Origin of the sequence: Pseudomonas sp. UM16 (assembly GCF_050312595.1) — a bacterium.
In the GTDB taxonomy this organism is placed as follows: Bacteria; Pseudomonadota; Gammaproteobacteria; order Pseudomonadales; family Pseudomonadaceae; genus Aquipseudomonas.
Map to the genome: position 1 here is coordinate 37,466 of NZ_JBNPJT010000026.1, position 17,426 is coordinate 54,891.

General features: G+C 59.1%; 18 protein-coding genes and 1 pseudogene. 9 read left to right on the forward strand and 10 right to left on the reverse strand.

The window, feature by feature from the left end:
- Positions 1–22: 22 nt before the first annotated feature.
- Genes ACQRAX_RS23615 through ACQRAX_RS23625 form a run of 3 tightly spaced genes read left to right on the forward strand, consistent with a single transcriptional unit; the run spans position 23 to position 2,897 of the window.
- Complete coding sequence (locus ACQRAX_RS23615; RefSeq protein ID WP_412041461.1) at positions 23–1,225, forward strand: CaiB/BaiF CoA transferase family protein; 1,203 nt, start codon at positions 23–25, stop codon at positions 1,223–1,225.
- An 11-nt stretch (positions 1,226–1,236) separates the two neighbouring features.
- Positions 1,237–2,079: an FAS1-like dehydratase domain-containing protein gene (locus tag ACQRAX_RS23620; protein WP_412041462.1), complete on the forward strand. Its 843-nt coding sequence runs from the start codon at positions 1,237–1,239 to the stop codon at positions 2,077–2,079.
- The gene (locus ACQRAX_RS23625) at positions 2,076–2,897 is read left to right on the forward strand and encodes an HpcH/HpaI aldolase/citrate lyase family protein (protein WP_412041463.1); all 822 of its coding nucleotides are present in this window, start codon (positions 2,076–2,078) and stop codon (positions 2,895–2,897) included. Before ACQRAX_RS23620 ends, ACQRAX_RS23625 begins: the two co-directional genes overlap by 4 nt.
- Before the next feature lie 4 nt (positions 2,898–2,901).
- On the opposite strand, the gene ACQRAX_RS23630 is transcribed toward ACQRAX_RS23625, so the two are convergent.
- The gene (locus ACQRAX_RS23630) at positions 2,902–3,780 is read right to left on the reverse strand and encodes a Dyp-type peroxidase (RefSeq protein ID WP_412041464.1); all 879 of its coding nucleotides are present in this window, start codon (positions 3,778–3,780) and stop codon (positions 2,902–2,904) included.
- A 160-nt stretch (positions 3,781–3,940) separates the two neighbouring features.
- Between ACQRAX_RS23630 and ACQRAX_RS23635 the strand changes: the two genes are divergently transcribed.
- Complete coding sequence (locus ACQRAX_RS23635) at positions 3,941–4,837, forward strand: bile acid:sodium symporter family protein (RefSeq protein WP_412041465.1); 897 nt, start codon at positions 3,941–3,943, stop codon at positions 4,835–4,837.
- A gap of 32 nt (positions 4,838–4,869) precedes the next feature.
- Here ACQRAX_RS23635 and ACQRAX_RS23640 read toward each other — a convergent pair whose 3' ends face one another.
- The 4 genes and pseudogenes from ACQRAX_RS23640 to ACQRAX_RS23655 all read right to left on the reverse strand — a co-directional run.
- Entirely contained in the window at positions 4,870–5,175 is a 306-nt protein-coding gene (locus tag ACQRAX_RS23640) for a DUF6124 family protein (protein ID WP_412041466.1), read from the reverse strand.
- Between the two features lie 291 nt (positions 5,176–5,466).
- Positions 5,467–6,345: a response regulator gene (locus ACQRAX_RS23645; protein WP_412041478.1), complete on the reverse strand. Its 879-nt coding sequence runs from the start codon at positions 6,343–6,345 to the stop codon at positions 5,467–5,469.
- Between the two features lie 2 nt (positions 6,346–6,347).
- Positions 6,348–9,089, reverse strand: a complete 2,742-nt coding sequence (locus tag ACQRAX_RS23650; protein ID WP_412041467.1) for a transporter substrate-binding domain-containing protein — start codon at positions 9,087–9,089, stop codon at positions 6,348–6,350.
- Between the two features lie 271 nt (positions 9,090–9,360).
- Positions 9,361–9,699, reverse strand: a pseudogene (locus ACQRAX_RS23655) (response regulator); the annotation flags it as partial.
- Between the two features lie 202 nt (positions 9,700–9,901).
- Between ACQRAX_RS23655 and ACQRAX_RS23660 the strand changes: the two are divergent.
- The 3 genes from ACQRAX_RS23660 (at position 9,902) to ACQRAX_RS23670 (ending at position 11,821) form a co-directional block, all read left to right on the forward strand.
- Complete coding sequence (locus tag ACQRAX_RS23660; protein ID WP_412041468.1) at positions 9,902–10,528, forward strand: response regulator; 627 nt, start codon at positions 9,902–9,904, stop codon at positions 10,526–10,528.
- A gap of 346 nt (positions 10,529–10,874) precedes the next feature.
- Complete coding sequence (locus ACQRAX_RS23665; protein WP_412041469.1) at positions 10,875–11,360, forward strand: fimbrial protein; 486 nt, start codon at positions 10,875–10,877, stop codon at positions 11,358–11,360.
- A gap of 44 nt (positions 11,361–11,404) precedes the next feature.
- Positions 11,405–11,821, forward strand: a complete 417-nt coding sequence (locus ACQRAX_RS23670; RefSeq protein ID WP_412041470.1) for a FimD/PapC N-terminal domain-containing protein — start codon at positions 11,405–11,407, stop codon at positions 11,819–11,821.
- Between the two features lie 211 nt (positions 11,822–12,032).
- On the opposite strand, the gene ACQRAX_RS23675 is transcribed toward ACQRAX_RS23670, so the two are convergent.
- The 5 genes from ACQRAX_RS23675 to ACQRAX_RS23695 form a co-directional block, all read right to left on the reverse strand.
- A complete protein-coding gene (locus tag ACQRAX_RS23675; protein WP_412041471.1) occupies positions 12,033–12,833 on the reverse strand; it encodes an AraC family transcriptional regulator in 801 nt (266 codons plus the stop codon).
- Complete coding sequence (locus ACQRAX_RS23680) at positions 12,834–13,751, reverse strand: pyridoxal-phosphate dependent enzyme (RefSeq protein WP_412041472.1); 918 nt, start codon at positions 13,749–13,751, stop codon at positions 12,834–12,836.
- A 78-nt stretch (positions 13,752–13,829) separates the two neighbouring features.
- On the reverse strand, positions 13,830–14,294 hold the full coding sequence (locus tag ACQRAX_RS23685) for a sterol desaturase family protein (protein WP_412041473.1): 465 nt from the start codon (positions 14,292–14,294) through the stop codon (positions 13,830–13,832).
- 95 nt (positions 14,295–14,389) lie between these two features.
- Positions 14,390–14,539 (reverse strand): hypothetical protein, encoded by a 150-nt coding sequence (locus tag ACQRAX_RS23690; RefSeq protein WP_412041474.1) that lies wholly within the window; start codon positions 14,537–14,539, stop codon positions 14,390–14,392.
- A 151-nt stretch (positions 14,540–14,690) separates the two neighbouring features.
- Positions 14,691–15,701: an AraC family transcriptional regulator gene (locus ACQRAX_RS23695; protein WP_412041475.1), complete on the reverse strand. Its 1,011-nt coding sequence runs from the start codon at positions 15,699–15,701 to the stop codon at positions 14,691–14,693.
- A gap of 208 nt (positions 15,702–15,909) precedes the next feature.
- Here ACQRAX_RS23695 and ACQRAX_RS23700 point away from each other — a divergent pair, with 208 nt between their 5' ends.
- Both ACQRAX_RS23700 and ACQRAX_RS23705 read left to right on the forward strand, forming a co-directional pair.
- Positions 15,910–16,428 carry a 2,4'-dihydroxyacetophenone dioxygenase family protein gene (locus ACQRAX_RS23700; RefSeq protein WP_101293560.1) on the forward strand — a complete coding sequence of 173 codons (519 nt, stop codon included), beginning with the start codon at positions 15,910–15,912 and terminating at the stop codon, positions 16,426–16,428.
- Positions 16,429–16,502: 74 nt separating this feature from the next.
- Positions 16,503–17,390 carry an NAD-dependent epimerase/dehydratase family protein gene (locus ACQRAX_RS23705; protein ID WP_412041476.1) on the forward strand — a complete coding sequence of 296 codons (888 nt, stop codon included), beginning with the start codon at positions 16,503–16,505 and terminating at the stop codon, positions 17,388–17,390.
- Positions 17,391–17,426: the final 36 nt, after the last annotated feature.

Here is a 17,426-nt window from a genome sequence, read left to right on the forward strand (position 1 = left end):
TGTTTACAAGAGAGATAACAGCATGAGCCAGCCCACAGGATGTCGCCCCCTCGACGGTATTACCGTCGTCAGCCTCGAACACGCGATTGCCGCGCCCTTCTGTACCCGCCAGTTGGCCGACCTTGGTGCGCGGGTGATCAAGGTCGAACGCCCAGGTGTCGGCGACTTCGCCCGTGGTTACGACCAGCGCGTCAACGGCTTGGCCTCGCACTTTGTCTGGACCAACCGCTCCAAGGAAAGCCTGACGCTGGACCTGAAGCAGCCTCAGGCCATGGAGGTGCTCGATACCCTGCTGGCCGACGCCGATGTGTTGGTACAAAACCTCGCCCCCGGTGCCGCTGCACGTATGGGCCTATCATTCGAGGCGTTGCATCAGCGTTTTCCCAAGCTGATCCTGTGTGATATCTCCGGCTATGGCAAAGGCGGACCTTACGAGCAGAAAAAGGCCTACGACCTGCTGATCCAGAGCGAGGGCGGCTTTCTCTCGGTCACCGGTGGCCCGGAACAAACACAGATGGCCAAAGCGGGTTGCTCGATTGCCGATATTGCGGCTGGCATGTACGCCTACACCGGGATCCTCAGCGCCTTGCTGCTGCGCGGCAAAACTGGCGAAGGCAGCCATGTCGAGGTGTCCATGCTCGAAAGCCTGGTCGAATGGATGAACTTCCCGCTGTACTACGCGTACGACGGCGCCCCGGCGCCGGCTCGATCCGGGGCTGCCCACGCCACCATCTACCCGTACGGCCCGTTCCCGACCGGTGATGGCAATACCGTGATGCTCGGCTTGCAGAACGAGCGGGAATGGCAGCTGTTTTGCGCCAAGGTGTTGCTGCAGCCGCAATTGGCGGACGACGCGCGCTTCAATGCCAACGTCAACCGCGTGGCAAACCGTGAGGGCCTGCATGCACTGATTGTTCAAGCGTTTGCCAGCTTGAGCCTGGCAGCGGTGACTGAACGTCTGGACCAGGCGCAGATCGCCAATGCCCGGGTCAACGACATGCAAGGGGTGTGGGAGCACCCGCAGCTGCAGGTGCGTGAGCGCTGGAAGCAGGTCGAAACCAGCGCTGGCGTTGTTCCCAGTCTTCTGCCACCGGCCACCAGCAATGCCTATAGCCCGCGCATGGATCCGGTGCCGGGTCTTGGTGAGCATACCGAGCAGATATTGCGAGGCCTTGGTTTGTCCGCCGAGCGCATTGGCGAGCTGCGTACGACTGGCAGCATTTAAAGGAATACGACATGAGCAGCATCGATTACTCCAGCTGGATCGGCCGCATCGAAGAAAGCCGCGACCAGCTCAGCCACAACCTGGTAAAACGCATTGCCGCCACCCTCGGCGAACCTGCACCGCAACCCGGTGAAGCACTACCAGCGCTCTGGCATTGGGCGTTCTTTCAGGAGCCTGTGGTGCAACTCGGCCTAGGTGCCGACGGCCACCCGGCACGTGGCGGCTTCCTGCCACCGGCCGCCAACCGCAACCGTATGTGGGCGGGTAGCCGCCTGACGTTTAACCACCCGCTAAAGGTCGACGCCCAGGTAGAGCGGATTTCCACCCTGCTCAATGTCGAAGAAAAACACGGTCGTACCGGCTCGCTGTTGTTTGTCACCGTACGCCACGAGGTCTTTCAGAACGGCGAATGCGCCTTGATCGACGAACAGGACATCGTCTACCGCGAACCTTCCCCGCCCAAACTCGGTGGCACCGAACCACTCATGCTCGGGCAGTGGCGAGAAGTCGTTGAGCCCAATGCCACTCTACTGTTTCGCTACTCGGCAGTGACCTTCAACGGCCATCGTATTCATTACGACTGGCCCTATGTCACCGAGACTGAAGGTTATCCCGGGTTGGTGGTGCACGGGCCGTTGATCGCGACGCTGAACCTGCGCGCATTCCTGCGTGCCCATCCCCAGGCGCGCGTCAAGACCTTCAGCTTTCGCGGCCTGCGTCCGTTGATTTCACCACAGCCGTTCGAAGTATCCGGTCAACTGACCGCACCAGGTAAGGCCTTGCTTCAGGCGGGCAACCAGGACGGCACTGCGCAAATCGCCGAAGTGACCTTCATCGAAGGAGCCCGGCAATGAACGACCTCGTTATTCGCACTGCCCTGTTCGTTCCAGCGACCCGTCCGGAGCGGATTGCCAAGGCCTTGGCCAGTGGCGCCGACCGGGTCATCGTTGACCTCGAAGACGCGGTGGAAGAACGCCTCAAGGATCAGGCACGCGACAACCTTGAGCAGTTTCTGCAGCAACACCCCAACGTTCAGCTGTTGGTGCGGGTCAACGGCCCTGAGCATCCTGCACACCCGACCGACCTGGCAGTATGTCAGCGCTTTCCCCAGATCATCGGCCTACTGCTGCCCAAAGCGGAGACATCGGCTCAGATTCAACAGGCCAGTGCCACCGGCAAAGCGGTCTTACCCATTATCGAAACTGCCCGTGGCCTGGCGGCGCTGGCTGACATCGCAAGCACCGGTACCGTTGAGCGCCTGTGCTTCGGCAGCCTCGACTTGGCGTTGGACCTGAACCTGCGCAGTGGTAGCCCCGCAGCCGCGCAAATCCTTGACCATGCACGCTATGCCGTGCTGCTCAACACCCGCATCGCCAACCTGGCACCGGCACTGGACGGCGTGTTCCCCGCGATCAAGGACCGCGACGGCCTCTGCCAAGCAGTGACGAACGCCCGTGACATGGGTTTTGGCGGGGCGTTGTGCATTCATCCGGACCAGATCGCGGTGATCCATGCCGCCCTACGGCCCAACGCCGAAGATCTGCGCTGGGCCGCCCGGATACTGCAGGCTGCAGCGAGTGGCGAAGGCGCATTTGCGCTGGACGGTCAGATGGTCGACGCGCCGGTTATCGCCCGCGCCCGCGCCATTGTTGCGCAGGCTGGCGAGGGTTGACGCCTCAGCCCAGCAGCGCGCTCAGGTCCAGCCTCTGAGCGCTGATCGGCGGGCACCAGTAGTAACCGCCGGTGAGCGGACGACTGAAGCGGTACAAGGCATCGACCACGCCGTCTTCCAGGCCGCTCATGCGCCGCAGTTGCACCTCGAAGGCATCGAAGCTATGACCGAAGGCCAGGAAGGCCAGACCGGCACCGCGCTGGTCGGCCCACGGCATCGAGCGGCGCACGATAAACGCTTCAGGGTCAAAACTTTCCTGGGCCGTGCGTTTGACGTGGGCCGACGCCGGTGCGTCGTCGAGCTCTTCGTTGTCCGCCTTGCGCCGACCGATAATGTCGTCCTGCTCGGCTTGCGGCAGCGCCTTGAAGCTGTCCAGGTCATGGCGCCATAGCTGGAAGGCTGCGAAGCTCGAACCGCTCAGGCCCGGCACTTCGCTGGCAACGATAGCGGCGTCCACAGCGTCATCTTCAATCGGGTTTTCGGTGCCGTCTTCATAACCGGTCAGATCAAAACCGCTTTTGTGGCGGAAAGCATCTGTCGCCTCGGCCAGGCTGAAGGCCGGTGCCAACAGCTTCTCCAGCGCCTGACTGAGCAGCCACAGCTCGCCTCGGTCATCGCCGCGCAGCCACAACCACAACGCGTGCTGGGTGCATGGGTTATCAACTGCGGCGGTGAGCTGCGGGAATGAGCGCAGACCGTCAATGCTACGACCCAACGCTTGCACCAGCGGCGCACCGAAACCTGCTACCACACGGCTGCCATCGACCTGTTGCAGCAGTGTATCGAGCACGCCCGGCAGTGCGGCCGGCGATTGCAGGGTGAAGAACAGATGACGGGCTTGTGCGGGAACGGGGGCGGCGAGAATGCCTGGCTGGAACTGCATCGGGAGTCGGATCCTTGAGTAAAGCGCGAATGCTACTGCCTGAGGACGGGGTCGACAAGCGCGACGGCTTGACGCAGGAGCGTGATGAGAAGCACTCGTACTACGAGGACTGAAATCCTCGCCTACACTGCCGTTCATCCCTTATTTGCGAGCCTGCGACATGACTGCATCACCGCTGCTAAGTGCGTTTCTGCCCCTCGCCTTGGGGTTCATCATGCTCGGGTTGGGCCTGACCCTGACCCTGGCCGACTTCGCCCGTGTGGTGAAGTTTCCCAAACCGGTACTCATCGGCCTGGCCTGCCAAATCCTCCTGCTGCCTTTTATCTGCTTTCTTATTGCAAAAGGTTTCGGCCTCGCCCCCGCACTGGCGGTGGGCTTGATGTTGCTGGCGGCCTCCCCTGGCGGCACCACGGCCAACCTGTTCAGTCACCTCGCTCACGGCGACGTGGCCTTGAACGTGACCCTGACTGCGGTCAACTCGCTGATTGCAATCTTGACCATGCCGCTGTTGGTGAACCTGTCGTTGGCGTACTTTATGACTGCCGATCAAGCGATCCCCCTGCAGTTCACCAAGGTGCTGCAAGTGTTCGCGATTGTCCTGGTGCCGGTGGCCGTGGGCATGCTGATCCGGCGCCTGGCGCCAGGATTTTCAGCGCGCATGGAACGGCCGATGAAAATCATTGCCGCGCTGTTTCTGGTGTTCACTATCGTCTTGGCGATGGTCAAGGACTGGCAGACGGTGGTCGACTATGCACCCGTGGTCGGCGGCGCGGCGCTGCTGTTCAACCTGCTGAGCCTGGGCATTGGCTACTGGTTGCCGCGCCTGCTGAAGATCCCCAAGCGTCAGGCGATTGCCATTGGTATGGAAATCGGTATTCACAACGGTACGTTAGCCATCGCCTTGGCCCTGGCACCTGGCCTGCTGAATAACGCGACCATGGCGATACCGGCGGCGATTTACAGCTTGATCATGTTCTTTACCGCGGCAGGGTTTGGCTGGTGGGTGAGCCGCGGAAACGACGCCGCTCTGGGCGCCGCTGCAGTGCCTCGCGAGTAACCCATAGGGGCGGGTTAATCCGCTCCTGCGATCTAATCAGCCGGTATCTGTCGGGCTTCGATGCCGTCAAGCAAGGCATCGAGCAAGGCCATGGCCATCTCCACCGAATGCTGGGTAGACCAGACAAAGCCGCGCCCTTCTTTGCTAGCGTATTGAACGGCTTCGAGCACGGTGGTGCGGGCACATCGGAGATAGAGCAAGGCATGCACCAGGGTATCTTCCGCGCTGATACCGGCGCGTACGCTGAACAACGGCGGATGTTCCGGGCAACCGGGGACGGTGGTTTCGACCGTTTCGATAAGGTGCAGGCTGGGAGGATCGGGGACGGGCTTTTTCATGGTCAACTCCAGGTCTTTAAAGGAGCCGCCACTACACCGTCGCCAAACGATTGGGTGGCAGCTATGTGCAGGTTGGCGAACCGGAAGACACTGGCAAAACCCGGCAGGGCCGAAGCCCTCCCACACATAGCCACCATTAAGAATGGAAGCTTTCTGTCAGTATCTTTTCCCGGGTCGCCAAACCCGATCACTGAACATCAGTGACCGAGCGAGCCTAGTGTGAAGACTTGCCCCGGGCAAGCTACTGAAGCCGACAGATTACGTAGGATATGTCCTAGGACGCGGAACTGGCTAGTCGTGAAGGCTCAACAGCGCCTGCTCAAGCGCATTAATAGCCACTTCAACCTGCTCCACCGCTTGTTGGATTTGCCCAAACGTGGCCTGCGGGTCCAGACATGCCGCTTCCAATTGGCGGCAACGCTCGACCAGCTGTTCACCTTTGACAACCCGCGCAGCACCTTTGATGCGATGCGCCAGTTCGGCAATCTTGTCGGTATCACCCTCCTGCAACAAGGTCGACAAGCGTTGGCAGTCGTTGCGATTGTTGTTGATCAGCTCATTGAGTATTTGCCGAAACTTCACCGGCTCACTGCTGATCAGCAACTCCAGCGGGCCAAGGTCGACCAATTGCAAGGTGGCGGGGCCGGCGACCAACAATTCCCCGGTCAGGCTTTGCTCCGCTTCAGCGTGCTGGTAAGCCATCAGGCGAGCGTCCAGCTCATCAAGCCCTATGGGTTTGATCAGGCATTCATTCATGCCCGCTTCAATACACAGCTCAATCTCTTCGGGCTGCGCATCGGCAGTCAGGCCGATGATTACCGTAGCCGGCATAGCACCTTGATGTTCAGCCTGGCGAATGGCACGGGTCAGGTCGACACCGTTCATGATTGGCATATGGCAGTCAGTGATGACGACATCAAATGCCTGCTCTTGCCAGCGTGCAAAGGCCTCCTTGCCATCCTCTGCCTCCCTGACATCATGACCGAGGAAGCTCAGCTGTTGATGAAGCACCTGGCGATTGACCCGGTGATCATCGACCACCAGCACCTGTAAGCGATAACGCTGACCCGTTTTTACCAGTGCCGGTGTGAAAGCGACGCTGATACATTCGAGCACCTGAAGACGCAGCTCGACATCCACCCGCGTACCCCGGCCCAGCGCACTGGTCATGCTCACCTGCCCCCCATCATTTCGCACAGCGAGCGACAGATCACCAAGCCCAGACCGGTGCCTTCGTTGGGCTGCACATTACGCCGAACCTGAACAAAGGGACGGAACAGGCGCTGCTGGTCAGCCGGGCTGATGCCAACGCCACTGTCCTCAACGCTAAGCCGGATGTTGATCAGATTGGCGTCGATCAACACACCCGCAATGCTGATCTTGACTGCACCCTCCTCGGTAAATTTGATCGCGTTGCTCACCAGGTTGGAGAGGATCTGCTTGAAGCGCAGGGCATCGACCAATACATCACAATTGATGCTTGAATCGATTTCCAAGATCAGCTTCAGTCGCTTCTGTCGCGCCAGCCCTTCGAATACACGCGCCACCGATTCGACCAGTTCACGCAGGTTGGCGCGGTGGGGCGACAGGCTCAGGCGGCCGGACTCAATGCGCGCGATGTCGAGGATGTCGCCGATCAGCTCCAGCAGGCTTTTTGCCGAGGTGTAGGCGATCTCGATGCTGGCCCGGTCGATGGGAACGCTGTCAGCACGTTTGAGGGCCAGCTCCAGAATGCCGATAACCGCATTCATTGGTGTACGAATCTCATGGCTCATGGTCGCCAGAAAACTGGTTTTGGCCCGACTGGCGTCCACCGCCTGATTCTTGGCTTCCTTCAACTGCTGCACCAAATGGCGATGCTCGGTGATATCCAGCCAGCCGCAGATTACACCCTTGGTCACCCCACGCGAGTCTTGAAAGGGTTGTACCCAGTGCTCGATCCACATGTCCCTGCCGTTGGCCTGAATTTGATGTACCGACTCGATTGTCTGGCCGTCGCGTATGGCTTGCAGGTAATGCTGGTGAAAGTCCGGGATGCTTTCGAAATGCTCCATCGGCAGCTCACGCACCGTCTTGTTCAATACCTCCTCGGCGCTTAGGCCAACCGCTCTGAGGTAGCTGCGGTTGCACGACAGCATCCGCCCGTTGATATCCCGCACATACAGGGGCGGCGGCATGCAATCGGTGAGGGTTTGAACGAACTGCAACTGATCACTGAGCATCTGCTCGGCCTTGAGGCGGGCTTTTATCTGGCGGCGCAAATAGACTACCCACACCAGAGAGAGCAACAGCAATACGCCAGCGGCGGCAATGACTTCACTGATGACGCGCTCGTAATCACGCCAGGTCTGGCCGCTCATCCCGGGCGGCGAACGCCAGCGGTTGGAAATCGCGTTGAGTTCATCCGGGGCAATGCTCTGCAGGACTTTGTCGATAATCGACTGCAGTTCGGCATCGCTGCGGCGCATGGCAAAGTTGACCTCGCCCGGCCCAACATCCAACATGAAGTTGATCGCCAATTTGTCGCGAAACAGGCGCTCTATGTAGTAACGCGCTGCGGGTAGCGCGACGACGGCGGCATCGGCCTTGCCTTCATACAGCAGGTTCATGCTATCGAGCGATCCGCCCGCCTCGACCAGTTGCGCATCAGGGTAGCGTTTTCGTAGCTGTCGGATGGCCACGTGCCCGGTCGGAATAGCTACGCGTTTGTTGGCCAAACTGTCGAGTTTGCCTTGCTGCTCGACAGTGCTGAGCAACACAAAAGGCCCAGCAATTATAGGCCGTGAAAAGCGCAGCTGGGTTTCACGTTCAGGGCTGACCGTCATGATCGCCAGGTCCGCTTCACCTTTTTTAACGGCATCAATCATTTGCGGAAAACCGCCGCCGCGCGATGTCACCTGAAAATGCAGCCCGGTACTCAGGGTCACCACTTCCAGAAGATCAGCGATGCCGCCGGAAAATACCCCGCTGGAGTCAAAATAGGCACCGGGTGCCAGGTCGTCATTGATCACCAGCCGTGCAACCGGGTGCCGTTCAATCCAGCGCAATTGCTCATTGGTCAGGTTAAGGGGCTCTTCGCTGGGGATGAAACTGTTGCCGACCCAGCGTTTGGCCAGGTTACGCAGCCTCTCTTCACCGATAGCGCCGATTGCCACATTGAGCAATTGCTGCAGTCGGGTGTTGTCTGCGCGCAAGGCGTAGCTGTAGCCGCCCACTGGCAAATCGGTAAAACGCTCGAAGCGTACAAAGCCGTAGAACGAGCGGTTGATCCGGTAGTAGGCGCTATACAGGTCGTCCAGATAGACATCGGCCTGGCCGAACGATGCCGCAGCGATGGCTTTGTCGTGGTCGGCATACACTCGAAAGTCGGCGCGTGGAAAACGCTTGCGTAAATCCTCGCTGTGCTCGGCCGTGATTGCCACGCGCAGTCCCGCCAGGTCGATGGGCGAATGCCGGGGTTCGGCGCTACGCTTGAACAGCGCGAGCCGGTCCCGGGCATAGGGTGTACTGAGGATCAGGTTTTCCCGTGGCTGGTGACTGCCATGGCTACTGAACATATCGATGCTGCCCGCCTGCAAGGCCTGCAGCGCCTGCGTGTCGCTGGCGAAAGGGACGATCTTGACCTTTACGTCTAGCAACTGCGACACCAGCGCGGTTGCATCGGCACTGATGCCTTCGTACTGGTTGTCTTCGGCATTGACCGCGAACGGCGCGGACTCACTGGGCGATACGCCGAGCCTGATTTCACCCTTGTGCCGCAACCAGTGCCAGTCGTCAGTGGAAATCGCGATGTCATGACGGTCGATCTGCAACTGACTGGACAGCACTTGCGGTGGCAGCGGTAACGACGCGGCTTGCAATGAGGCACTGATCGCGAACAGGCAAATGGAAAGCCAAATAGGACGTAGATACATGTGTGAGGGAAACCGAAGGTGCCTGAAGACTGAGTTAGCCATGTGAGAGGTATTCATTAGCGAATAGAATGCGCTGTTGGACAGCGGTCATGGCTGTGTGAATGATAGCTCAAAGCGGCCCATTTAATTCGATCAACTGCGCCCCGCCTGCTCTGTGCAGTAATCGACAAAAGCTTCTGCGGCATTGCGCGCGCAAACAGATAACCCTGGGCATAGGTGCCGCCGAGTTCGATCAGGCGGGCTTGTTGTTCAGCATTTTCCACCCCTTCATGAAGGGCTTGCCCAAGTCGCCGAGGAATATCAGCCCAAGGCAATGGATCATCGTAATGGTTGCCTGACGCAGGATCGGGTCCAGCTCGCTGCACAATACCACTGCACGCACTTTGCCCAGACTGCTGGCGTGGCGCAGGAATGCCAGGCCGTCCATGCCGGGCATTTTCAGATCACACAGGGCAATGCCGACCTCGGCGCAGCGGTCCAGGATCGCAATGGCTTCGTCGCCATTGGCTGCTTGCAAAATCGGGCCCGACAGTAGTTTTTCCAACGCTGTCACGGTAACCAGTCGCTGAAAGGGCTCATCCTCCAACACCAGCACAGTCAAGTTTTGCATTTTTGTTCTACGCACAAAGGGGGGGTCAGTGTGTGTACGGCTGGTGGCTGGCACCATGCGACTTTTCCTATGCGCCCTCAGAAATTTCCGAAGGCTTGCTACCTGAAGCGAGGACTCTGCCCAACCTCGTCAATGGTGTTAATCTTTCACGGTTGGCGTGACCCAGCCCCAAGACAAGCCAGAAACAAGGTTAATTGAAACTATGCATAGCGTATTGATCGTCGACGATCATCCGGTAATTCGACTTGCCGTCAGGGTCCTGCTGGAAAAGCACGGTATGCGTGTAGTGGGCGAAGCCGACAATGGCCTGGATGCCGTTCAACTGGTCCGGGAGTTGACCCCGCAAGTGGTTATTCTGGATATTGGTATTCCCAATCTCGATGGCCTCACGGTGATCAGCCGTATCAAGGCGCTTAATGTGCGCAGTGAAATTCTGGTGCTGACATCGCAAACCGCCGACGCCGTTTGCCGGCGCTGCATCCAGCTCGGCGCCCGCGGCTTCATTAATAAAGAAGAAGACCTCGGCAGCCTGATTACCGCGATCAAGGCAGTGGAGTCGGGTTATAACTTTTTCCCTTCATTGACCTACGACAGTGTCAATCCGGCAGATAAGCTCACTGAGCTTGAACAGATACAATCCTTGACTGATCGGGAAGTTACCGTACTGCAGTACCTGGCCCAGGGATACTCCAACAAAGAGATCGGTGAAAAACTCTTTCTCAGTAACAAGACGGTCAGTACCTACAAAACCCGTCTATTGCAAAAACTGGGCGCTGCTTCGGTCGTAGAACTTGCCGAGTTCGCCAAGCGCAATGCACTGACGCCTTAATCGGCAGCGCTGAAGGCCTGTAGGAAATTTCCTATGGTCGCGTCGGCAACGTCCTGCTCACTTTTCCCATCTTCACTCCTAGACTTACTCCAGCTCAACGGTACACAGATACCGGGGCTTCGAGTCTGACTCCATTCAAAATCGACCTGATCGGCTGTGAGCTTGGCACGATGAAATCCGCCACCGCCAAGTTCACCCTCGACTATCAGTAACACGCATCGTTACTGAGGTGACCCGAAGCACGTACCCAGTGCGTGCTCCGGGGTGCTTGTGGAGGTTTAGATGATTCGCTCAACCGCAGTGCTGCTGATACCGCTGGCGCTGTTCGGGCTTGGCGAGCCCGCTCGTGCCACTGAACCATTACCTGGCGGTGCGCAAAAGGGGCGCGTGCAACTGGTCGGGAGCATTGTCGACAGCGCGTGCAGCACGCCGTGTAGGCAATGCCAATCAGGCCGTCGCTTTCAAACCTACTGCACTTGGCGGACTGGTGCGCGGCGCCACCTCTGATCAACAAACCTTGAACATTTACATCAGCGATTGCATTGCTTCGAATTCAAGCGCCGATGGTGATCATTCACAACGCTTCCGGCTGACGTTCGAAAGCGAACGTGAAGGCAAACACTTCAGTGTTCAGGGCGCCGCCCGAGGCATTGCATTACAGATAAAAGATGAACAAGGGAAGTTGATTTCACCTGGCATGCTACTTGAACACAGCACACCGTCTGCGGACATGCTGATGCTTAATTACTCGCTGACCCTCGTCGGTAGCGGGCATGCACTGGAAGCGGGCGGTTATCACGCCACGATCAAGCTGAGTATTCAGCACTTCTGAACTGCCGATACTGATTGTGCAGTAGCGCTCAAGGATTTAGTCACGTGGATCATCGTAAGGTACTGGCTACCACTGCATTGTACTGCGTGGCGGCGTGGGCAAATGCGGCCGAAGAATTCCAATTCAACTCCGATGTACTCGACGTCAAGGATCGCGAGAACCTTGATCTTGCGGTGTTTGCTTCGGCCAACTTCATTATGCCCGGCCAATATACCCTGCTGGTACAAGTGAACCGCGATACGTTGAGCGACCCTGCCGCGCTCAAGACCTCGGTGAACGACCTGGGTATCAGAGTACTGCTGGGTGGTACCGCACTGATTCCTAATGAACCCCGGGAAGTCGATGTTTACGCATCGACACCGCCCGTGCTGGAAGCTGCACCGGTCAAGTTTACCGGCGCGGCGTTGCCCAGCACCGACTTTACCGCTTCGGCGCTATTCCTGACTTTTGCCTTGAGTTAAGAGTAATGACATTGAAAAAACCTTACGCAACTGCGCTGCACAGCACCCTGGAATCGGTGCTGCAGTGCGAGATCAAGGGCGATCCCACAATCAACCATTAAAACCTGCCTGACAATGCGCTGGACGGTGTAAAGCACCAGGCTCGATATCACCTCGACCTTGAGCACCCACGGAACAGTTGCCCCGGGGCCGCTCTCAGGCTCCACTGTGATTACCGTTTCACCACCTTGAGCCCACGCGGCGGCGCGCCGTAAGTGCGGCGAAACAAACGGCTGAAATGCGCCTGATCATAAAAGCCCAGGTCCAGGGCAATCGCACTCAACGGCTGCCCCGCCAACACCCGTGGCAAGGCGCGCTCCAAGCGCAGCTGAGTCAGCCATTGCTGCGGTGGCAGGCCGCAATGGTTGCGAAAACGCCGTAGCAGTTGCCAAGGGCTCAAGTCGACGAACGCCGCCATTTCTTCCAGGCTCGGCGGCTGGTCGAGGCGCGATTCCAGCCAATCGCGTAACAATCGCCAACGCTGTGGATCGAAACCGTTGCCAGGGTCGCGGACGCTGAGGCTGGAGCCCATGCCGAGCAACAGCGCCAGGGTTTCCCATAGCTGCCCCTCAAAGGCCAGCGCATCCTGCTGATGATGCAAGCCATTGAGCAGCTGTTGCAGCTGCGGATTGCGCAGTTGCTTGGCGCTGAGGGTCGGCAAGCCCTGGCGACCGTCGCTGAGGTCGCGACTGACTTCAGTCAGCCAGCTGGGATCAAGCGTCAGGATGCGGATGGCATACCCTTGGTCATCAGCGCTGGCACCGTCATGAACATGCTCCGGTGCCATCAGCAGAATGTCCCCTGCCCCCGCCAACTGACGTTCGCCACCCGCGGCATAACGCTGCTGACCCGTGACGATCAAGCCAATGTGATATTCCAGGTGAAAATGCCGAGGAAAGGCAAATTGCTGGTAACGGGCATCGATCAAGCGTACGCCTGGATGCCCGGGGGCTTGGTGAACAACGCTATCCAACTAGCAGGCCGCCCGCCACTGGCGGATCTGGTCAATGGTTGCGGTTACGCCACCGCAGACGATCACCAAGACTTTTTCGTAGCGTTTGAGCGCATCGCTGGGAGCATACGCCAAGGCCAGTGCTGCGCCACAGGCCGGTTCAACCAGCACGCGATGATCAGAAAGGAAGCGCTCGCAGGCATCCAGTGCCTCCTGATCGCTGACAACATGACTGTACACCGGCCGTTCCTGGCTCCACTCAAAGGCACGCTGGCAGACCTGTTTGGCCGCCAGCGAAGTGGCTACGGTACTGACAGTATCCAGGGCAATCCATTGTTTTTGCGTCATGGCCGCCGCCAGGGACGCGGCGCCTTGGGTTTCCACGGCAAATACCGGCACCTGCCCCCAACCGTTGCGTGCCAGTCCTGCACATACGCCAGAAAGCAGACCACCGCCGCCCACCGCGACCACCACCGCATCAGGCGCGAAGTTGCTGGCCGCCACTTCATCGATCATGGTCGCGTGGCCTTGCCAGAGCAGCGGGTCATCAAAGGGATGGATATAGGCATCGTCGTCGCCCAGCAGCGACAGCGCCAGGGCGTTGGCCTCGTGCCAGGCTTTGCCGTGAACAATGACTTCAGCCTGCTCCTGGCGGATCAGTTGCTTGGCGCGCTCGGTGGTGGTTTCCGGCACCACGACGGTAACCGCCAGGCCCAGGCAGCGACCGGCATACGCCACGGCAATCCCGGCGTTACCCCCGGACGAAGACACAAAACGGCGCTTGCCTTGCTTGGCATAGGCCTCGCAGGCCGCACCAATACCGCGCAACTTGAACGAGCCGGAAGGCTGCAAGGCGTCGAGTTTCAGCCAGATGTCCAGGCCACTGGCCAGGCTGAGCGGGTGGGAGGCCAGCAGCGGGGTTTCGATATGCAGGCTCAAAGGTTTACTCCATGTAGGGAAGAGCTCCAGCCTACGCCTAAGGCGTCGATCAATCTTGTACGAAATTGCGCAGCGGTGTCAGCGCTGACGGCGTGCGCTCAGCTGACGCTTGAGCCGATGCAGCGGCGGCGCGTACAAAAAACCGAACGACACGCTGTTTTCCCGGCCCTTCAACGCATGATGGAGCAAATGCGCTTTGTACAAGCGCTTGAGGTAACGGTTACGCGGCTGCGGCTTGAACGGCCAATGCCGGTGCACGATGCCGTCGTGGACAACCACATAGATCACCCCAAAGGCCGCCACTCCGGCACCAACCCACTGCAACGGCGCATGTCCGGCACGGCCAAGCGCCACCAAAGCAAAGGCAATCAATGCCAACGCCAGCAGGTAAATATCGTTGGTTTCCAACGCGCCCAAGTGCGGTTCATGGTGCGAACGGTGCAGGAACCAGCCCCAGCCATGCATGATGTACCGATGCGCCAGGTAACCGATGCCCTCCATGGCAGTCAGGGTGCAGAGAAATACAGCGAGGTTGAGGATCATCGAAAACGGCTGACCTGCGTGCACGGTATCGTAGGGGTGGCATCAAGGGCGAAAAGCCTACCACCACGGCGCCGTTCGGCACAGCCTGCTTGCTTTTAAAAACGATTGAACGTCGCGCTTTCGGTGACTTTGGGCAGGTAGTGACTGACGCTGTAAGCGTGTGAATGGGCAGGAGGTGATGGCGGCAACGCGGTCGCGATGCCGACAAAGCCGATGACCAGCAGGGAAAGCAGATAGTGATGCATAACGAAGCTCCTGCATCCTGGCGATGGCCGGGATGGTGAAGTTTTTTGTTGTTGGTCACCTACTTTCACTGTTTGCCGGACAGATGTCTTGTCATTTCGTGCCACTGCCTTATCTTTTCAGGACAGCACAGAACATATCCGCCGACCGGTATCAGTTGGCACTGCCTTCTTGCTGCCTGGCCCATTGCGTCAGGCTCATGCCGTACCAACGCTGGAATGCCCGGGCAAAGGCGCTCTGGTCCGCATACCCGAGCAATTCTGATAGCTGGCAGACACTCATGTCGGGCTCCGACAGGTAGTGGCGGACCATGTGCTGGCGGGTCTGGTCGAGCAGTTTCTGGAACGAAGTGCCTTCGTTGGCCAAATGCCGCTGCAAAGTTCTCGGGCTCAAGTGCATGACTTCGGCAATGTAGTCGAGCGTGACGCGTCCATCCGGGAGGAAGCTGCGTAGCAGACGTTGCACCTGACCGGCGAATCCCCCCTCACTGCGGTTACTCAACTGTGCCAGGCGCTTGCGCATGAACTCATGCAGTGCGTGATCGGCGTTGGGCACTGGCATGGCCAGCAAGCTGTCACTGAACACCCAGGCATTGTCTGGCGCGTTGAATTGCGGGCAAATACCCAGCAGTTGACGGTAGTGGCTACTCGGTGCCAACGGGGCATGTTTGATCAGTAACGCCTGCGGTTGCCATTGGCTGCCCAGCAGGCCCTGCATCAGTTGCTGGCCGACGCCCATGGCCAACTCGTCGATCTGCAATTGCCCGCGGTGGCTGGCGATACTCGACACATAACTGAGCACCGTCTGGCCGTCTCTACGCTGCAACAGCACTTCAGTGCTGTTGTTGTGCATATGAAAGTAGTGGCTGAGGTCGTGCAGCGCCTGCTCCACGCTCCGCGCATTTCGGATCAGGTAACGCAACGTGCCAAAGATGTCGACACCTTGAAACAAGCCGTACTGCAAACCGAACAGGGGATTGTTGGCAACCTTGGCGGCATGCTCGAGCAGGTGCACGAACTTGTCGTAGCTGATCAGGTTGTTGGGGTTGTCCTGGGCATCGCTCAACAGGCCAACATGGTTGAGCAAGGCCTCGGGGTCAAGCTGCTGGCTGCAGGCGAATTCGGTGAAGCCGGCGAGTGCTGAAGCACGGGTCAGATGAGGCATGTTCAGGCGCTTTAAAGTTATTGGAAGTACTGAAATGCAAGGCTCACATAGTCGAGACAAGCGCGGCTCAAGTCAAATGCCAGCCACCTTGGGCGTGGCGCGAAATGGATGATCATTAGCATGATTTACAAAGCCGCGCCGCGCCTGGCGCGCCTACCATCAGTGGCGCTTTTTGATTGATCTACAACAGCCGCTGAGGATAACAACAATGACAATGCCAACTCCCGTCTACGAACACGACCATTTGCTGTCGCTGGACACCAACCGCCTGCCAATCTTCAAAGATGCCCTGGCCCCGTACTTCCCCGGCGTCGATGTGCAACCGTTGTTCCTCGACCCCAGCGTCGGCACCTGGGTGCTGCGGGTAATCTTCCACCCAGGCGTTACCCTGCCCTGCCACTACCACACCGGTGCCGTGCACCTGTACACGATGTCCGGGCGCTGGAACTACCTTGAATACCCAGACCAGCCACAAACCGCTGGCTGCTACCTGTTCGAGCCCGGGGGCTCGGTGCATACCTTTTCGACCCCGGCAGACAATACCGAACTGACCGACACCTTCATGGTGGTGCACGGCGCCAATATCAATTTCGACCAGGACGGCAACTACGTCGGCTTGATGGACGCCAGCGACATCATGCAACTAATTGACCGGCTGGTGCGCGAACGCGGCATGCAACCGGCGCGCTATATCCGCCCGGCGCAGGCGCGCTATACCACCGCCTGACCTTTAGCTCATGAACGCCCCGCCGCGGTTGCGTTGCGGGCGGGCCTCACTCGCGCGTTTTCTGGAATTTATCGATGAACCCAGCCAATCTCCCCAACGGTGCTGAGGGGCAAGTGCCCCCTATCCCCCGCTCCGTGTTCATCACCGGTGCCAGTGGCTTTATCGGCCAGGCCCTGCGTAAACGTTACCAGGCCCTTGGCTGTGACGTACGCGGCATGGATCTTAACGCCGACCCGACGCACAACGTGGTGGCCGGCGATCTGTGCAACCCGCAAGGTTGGCGTGACCATGCCAAAGGTTGCGAACTGTTCATCAACACCGCAGCGATCGTCTCGCTTGCCGCATCCTGGCAACGTTATCGCCAGGTGTCGGTACGGGGTGTGCGTAATTGCCTGGACGTGGCCATTGCCGGCGGGGCCACGCGTTTTGTCCAGCTGTCATCCATCGCCGCGCTGGGTTGGCAGTATCCTGACCAGGCCGATGAGCAATGCGACGTGGTGATCGGAAATGAATACCGTTACGGCGTGGCCAAGGGCGCCAGCGAGCATGTGGTGTTGGCCGCCCATAGTGCTGGCGAGATCGGCTGCACTATCGTTCGTCCTGGCGATGTCTATGGCCCCGGCTCCCGGGCCTGGCTCAGCGAACCGCTGAAAATGGCCAAGTCGGGCATGCTGATCCTTCCCGACGGTGGCCGCGGCATGTTCACGCCTGTGTACATCGATGACCTGCTCGATGGTTTGATGCTGGCTGCTGGCCTGCCTCAGGCTTTGGGGCAGATATTTCACATCAGTGCCAGTGAGGCCGTCAGCTGCCAGCAGTTTTTCTCCAACCACTGGCACTGGGCCGGGCGTGCCGGAAGCCCGCGCAGCTTGCCGCTGAAGGCCGCCGTGGCGATTACCGGGCTGCTATGGCGGATCAATCGAGTGCGATCCATGAACCCCACCTATCCAGCCCTTGGGTAGCCGGTTACTGTGGCATCTCTGGCGAGCAGTTCCACG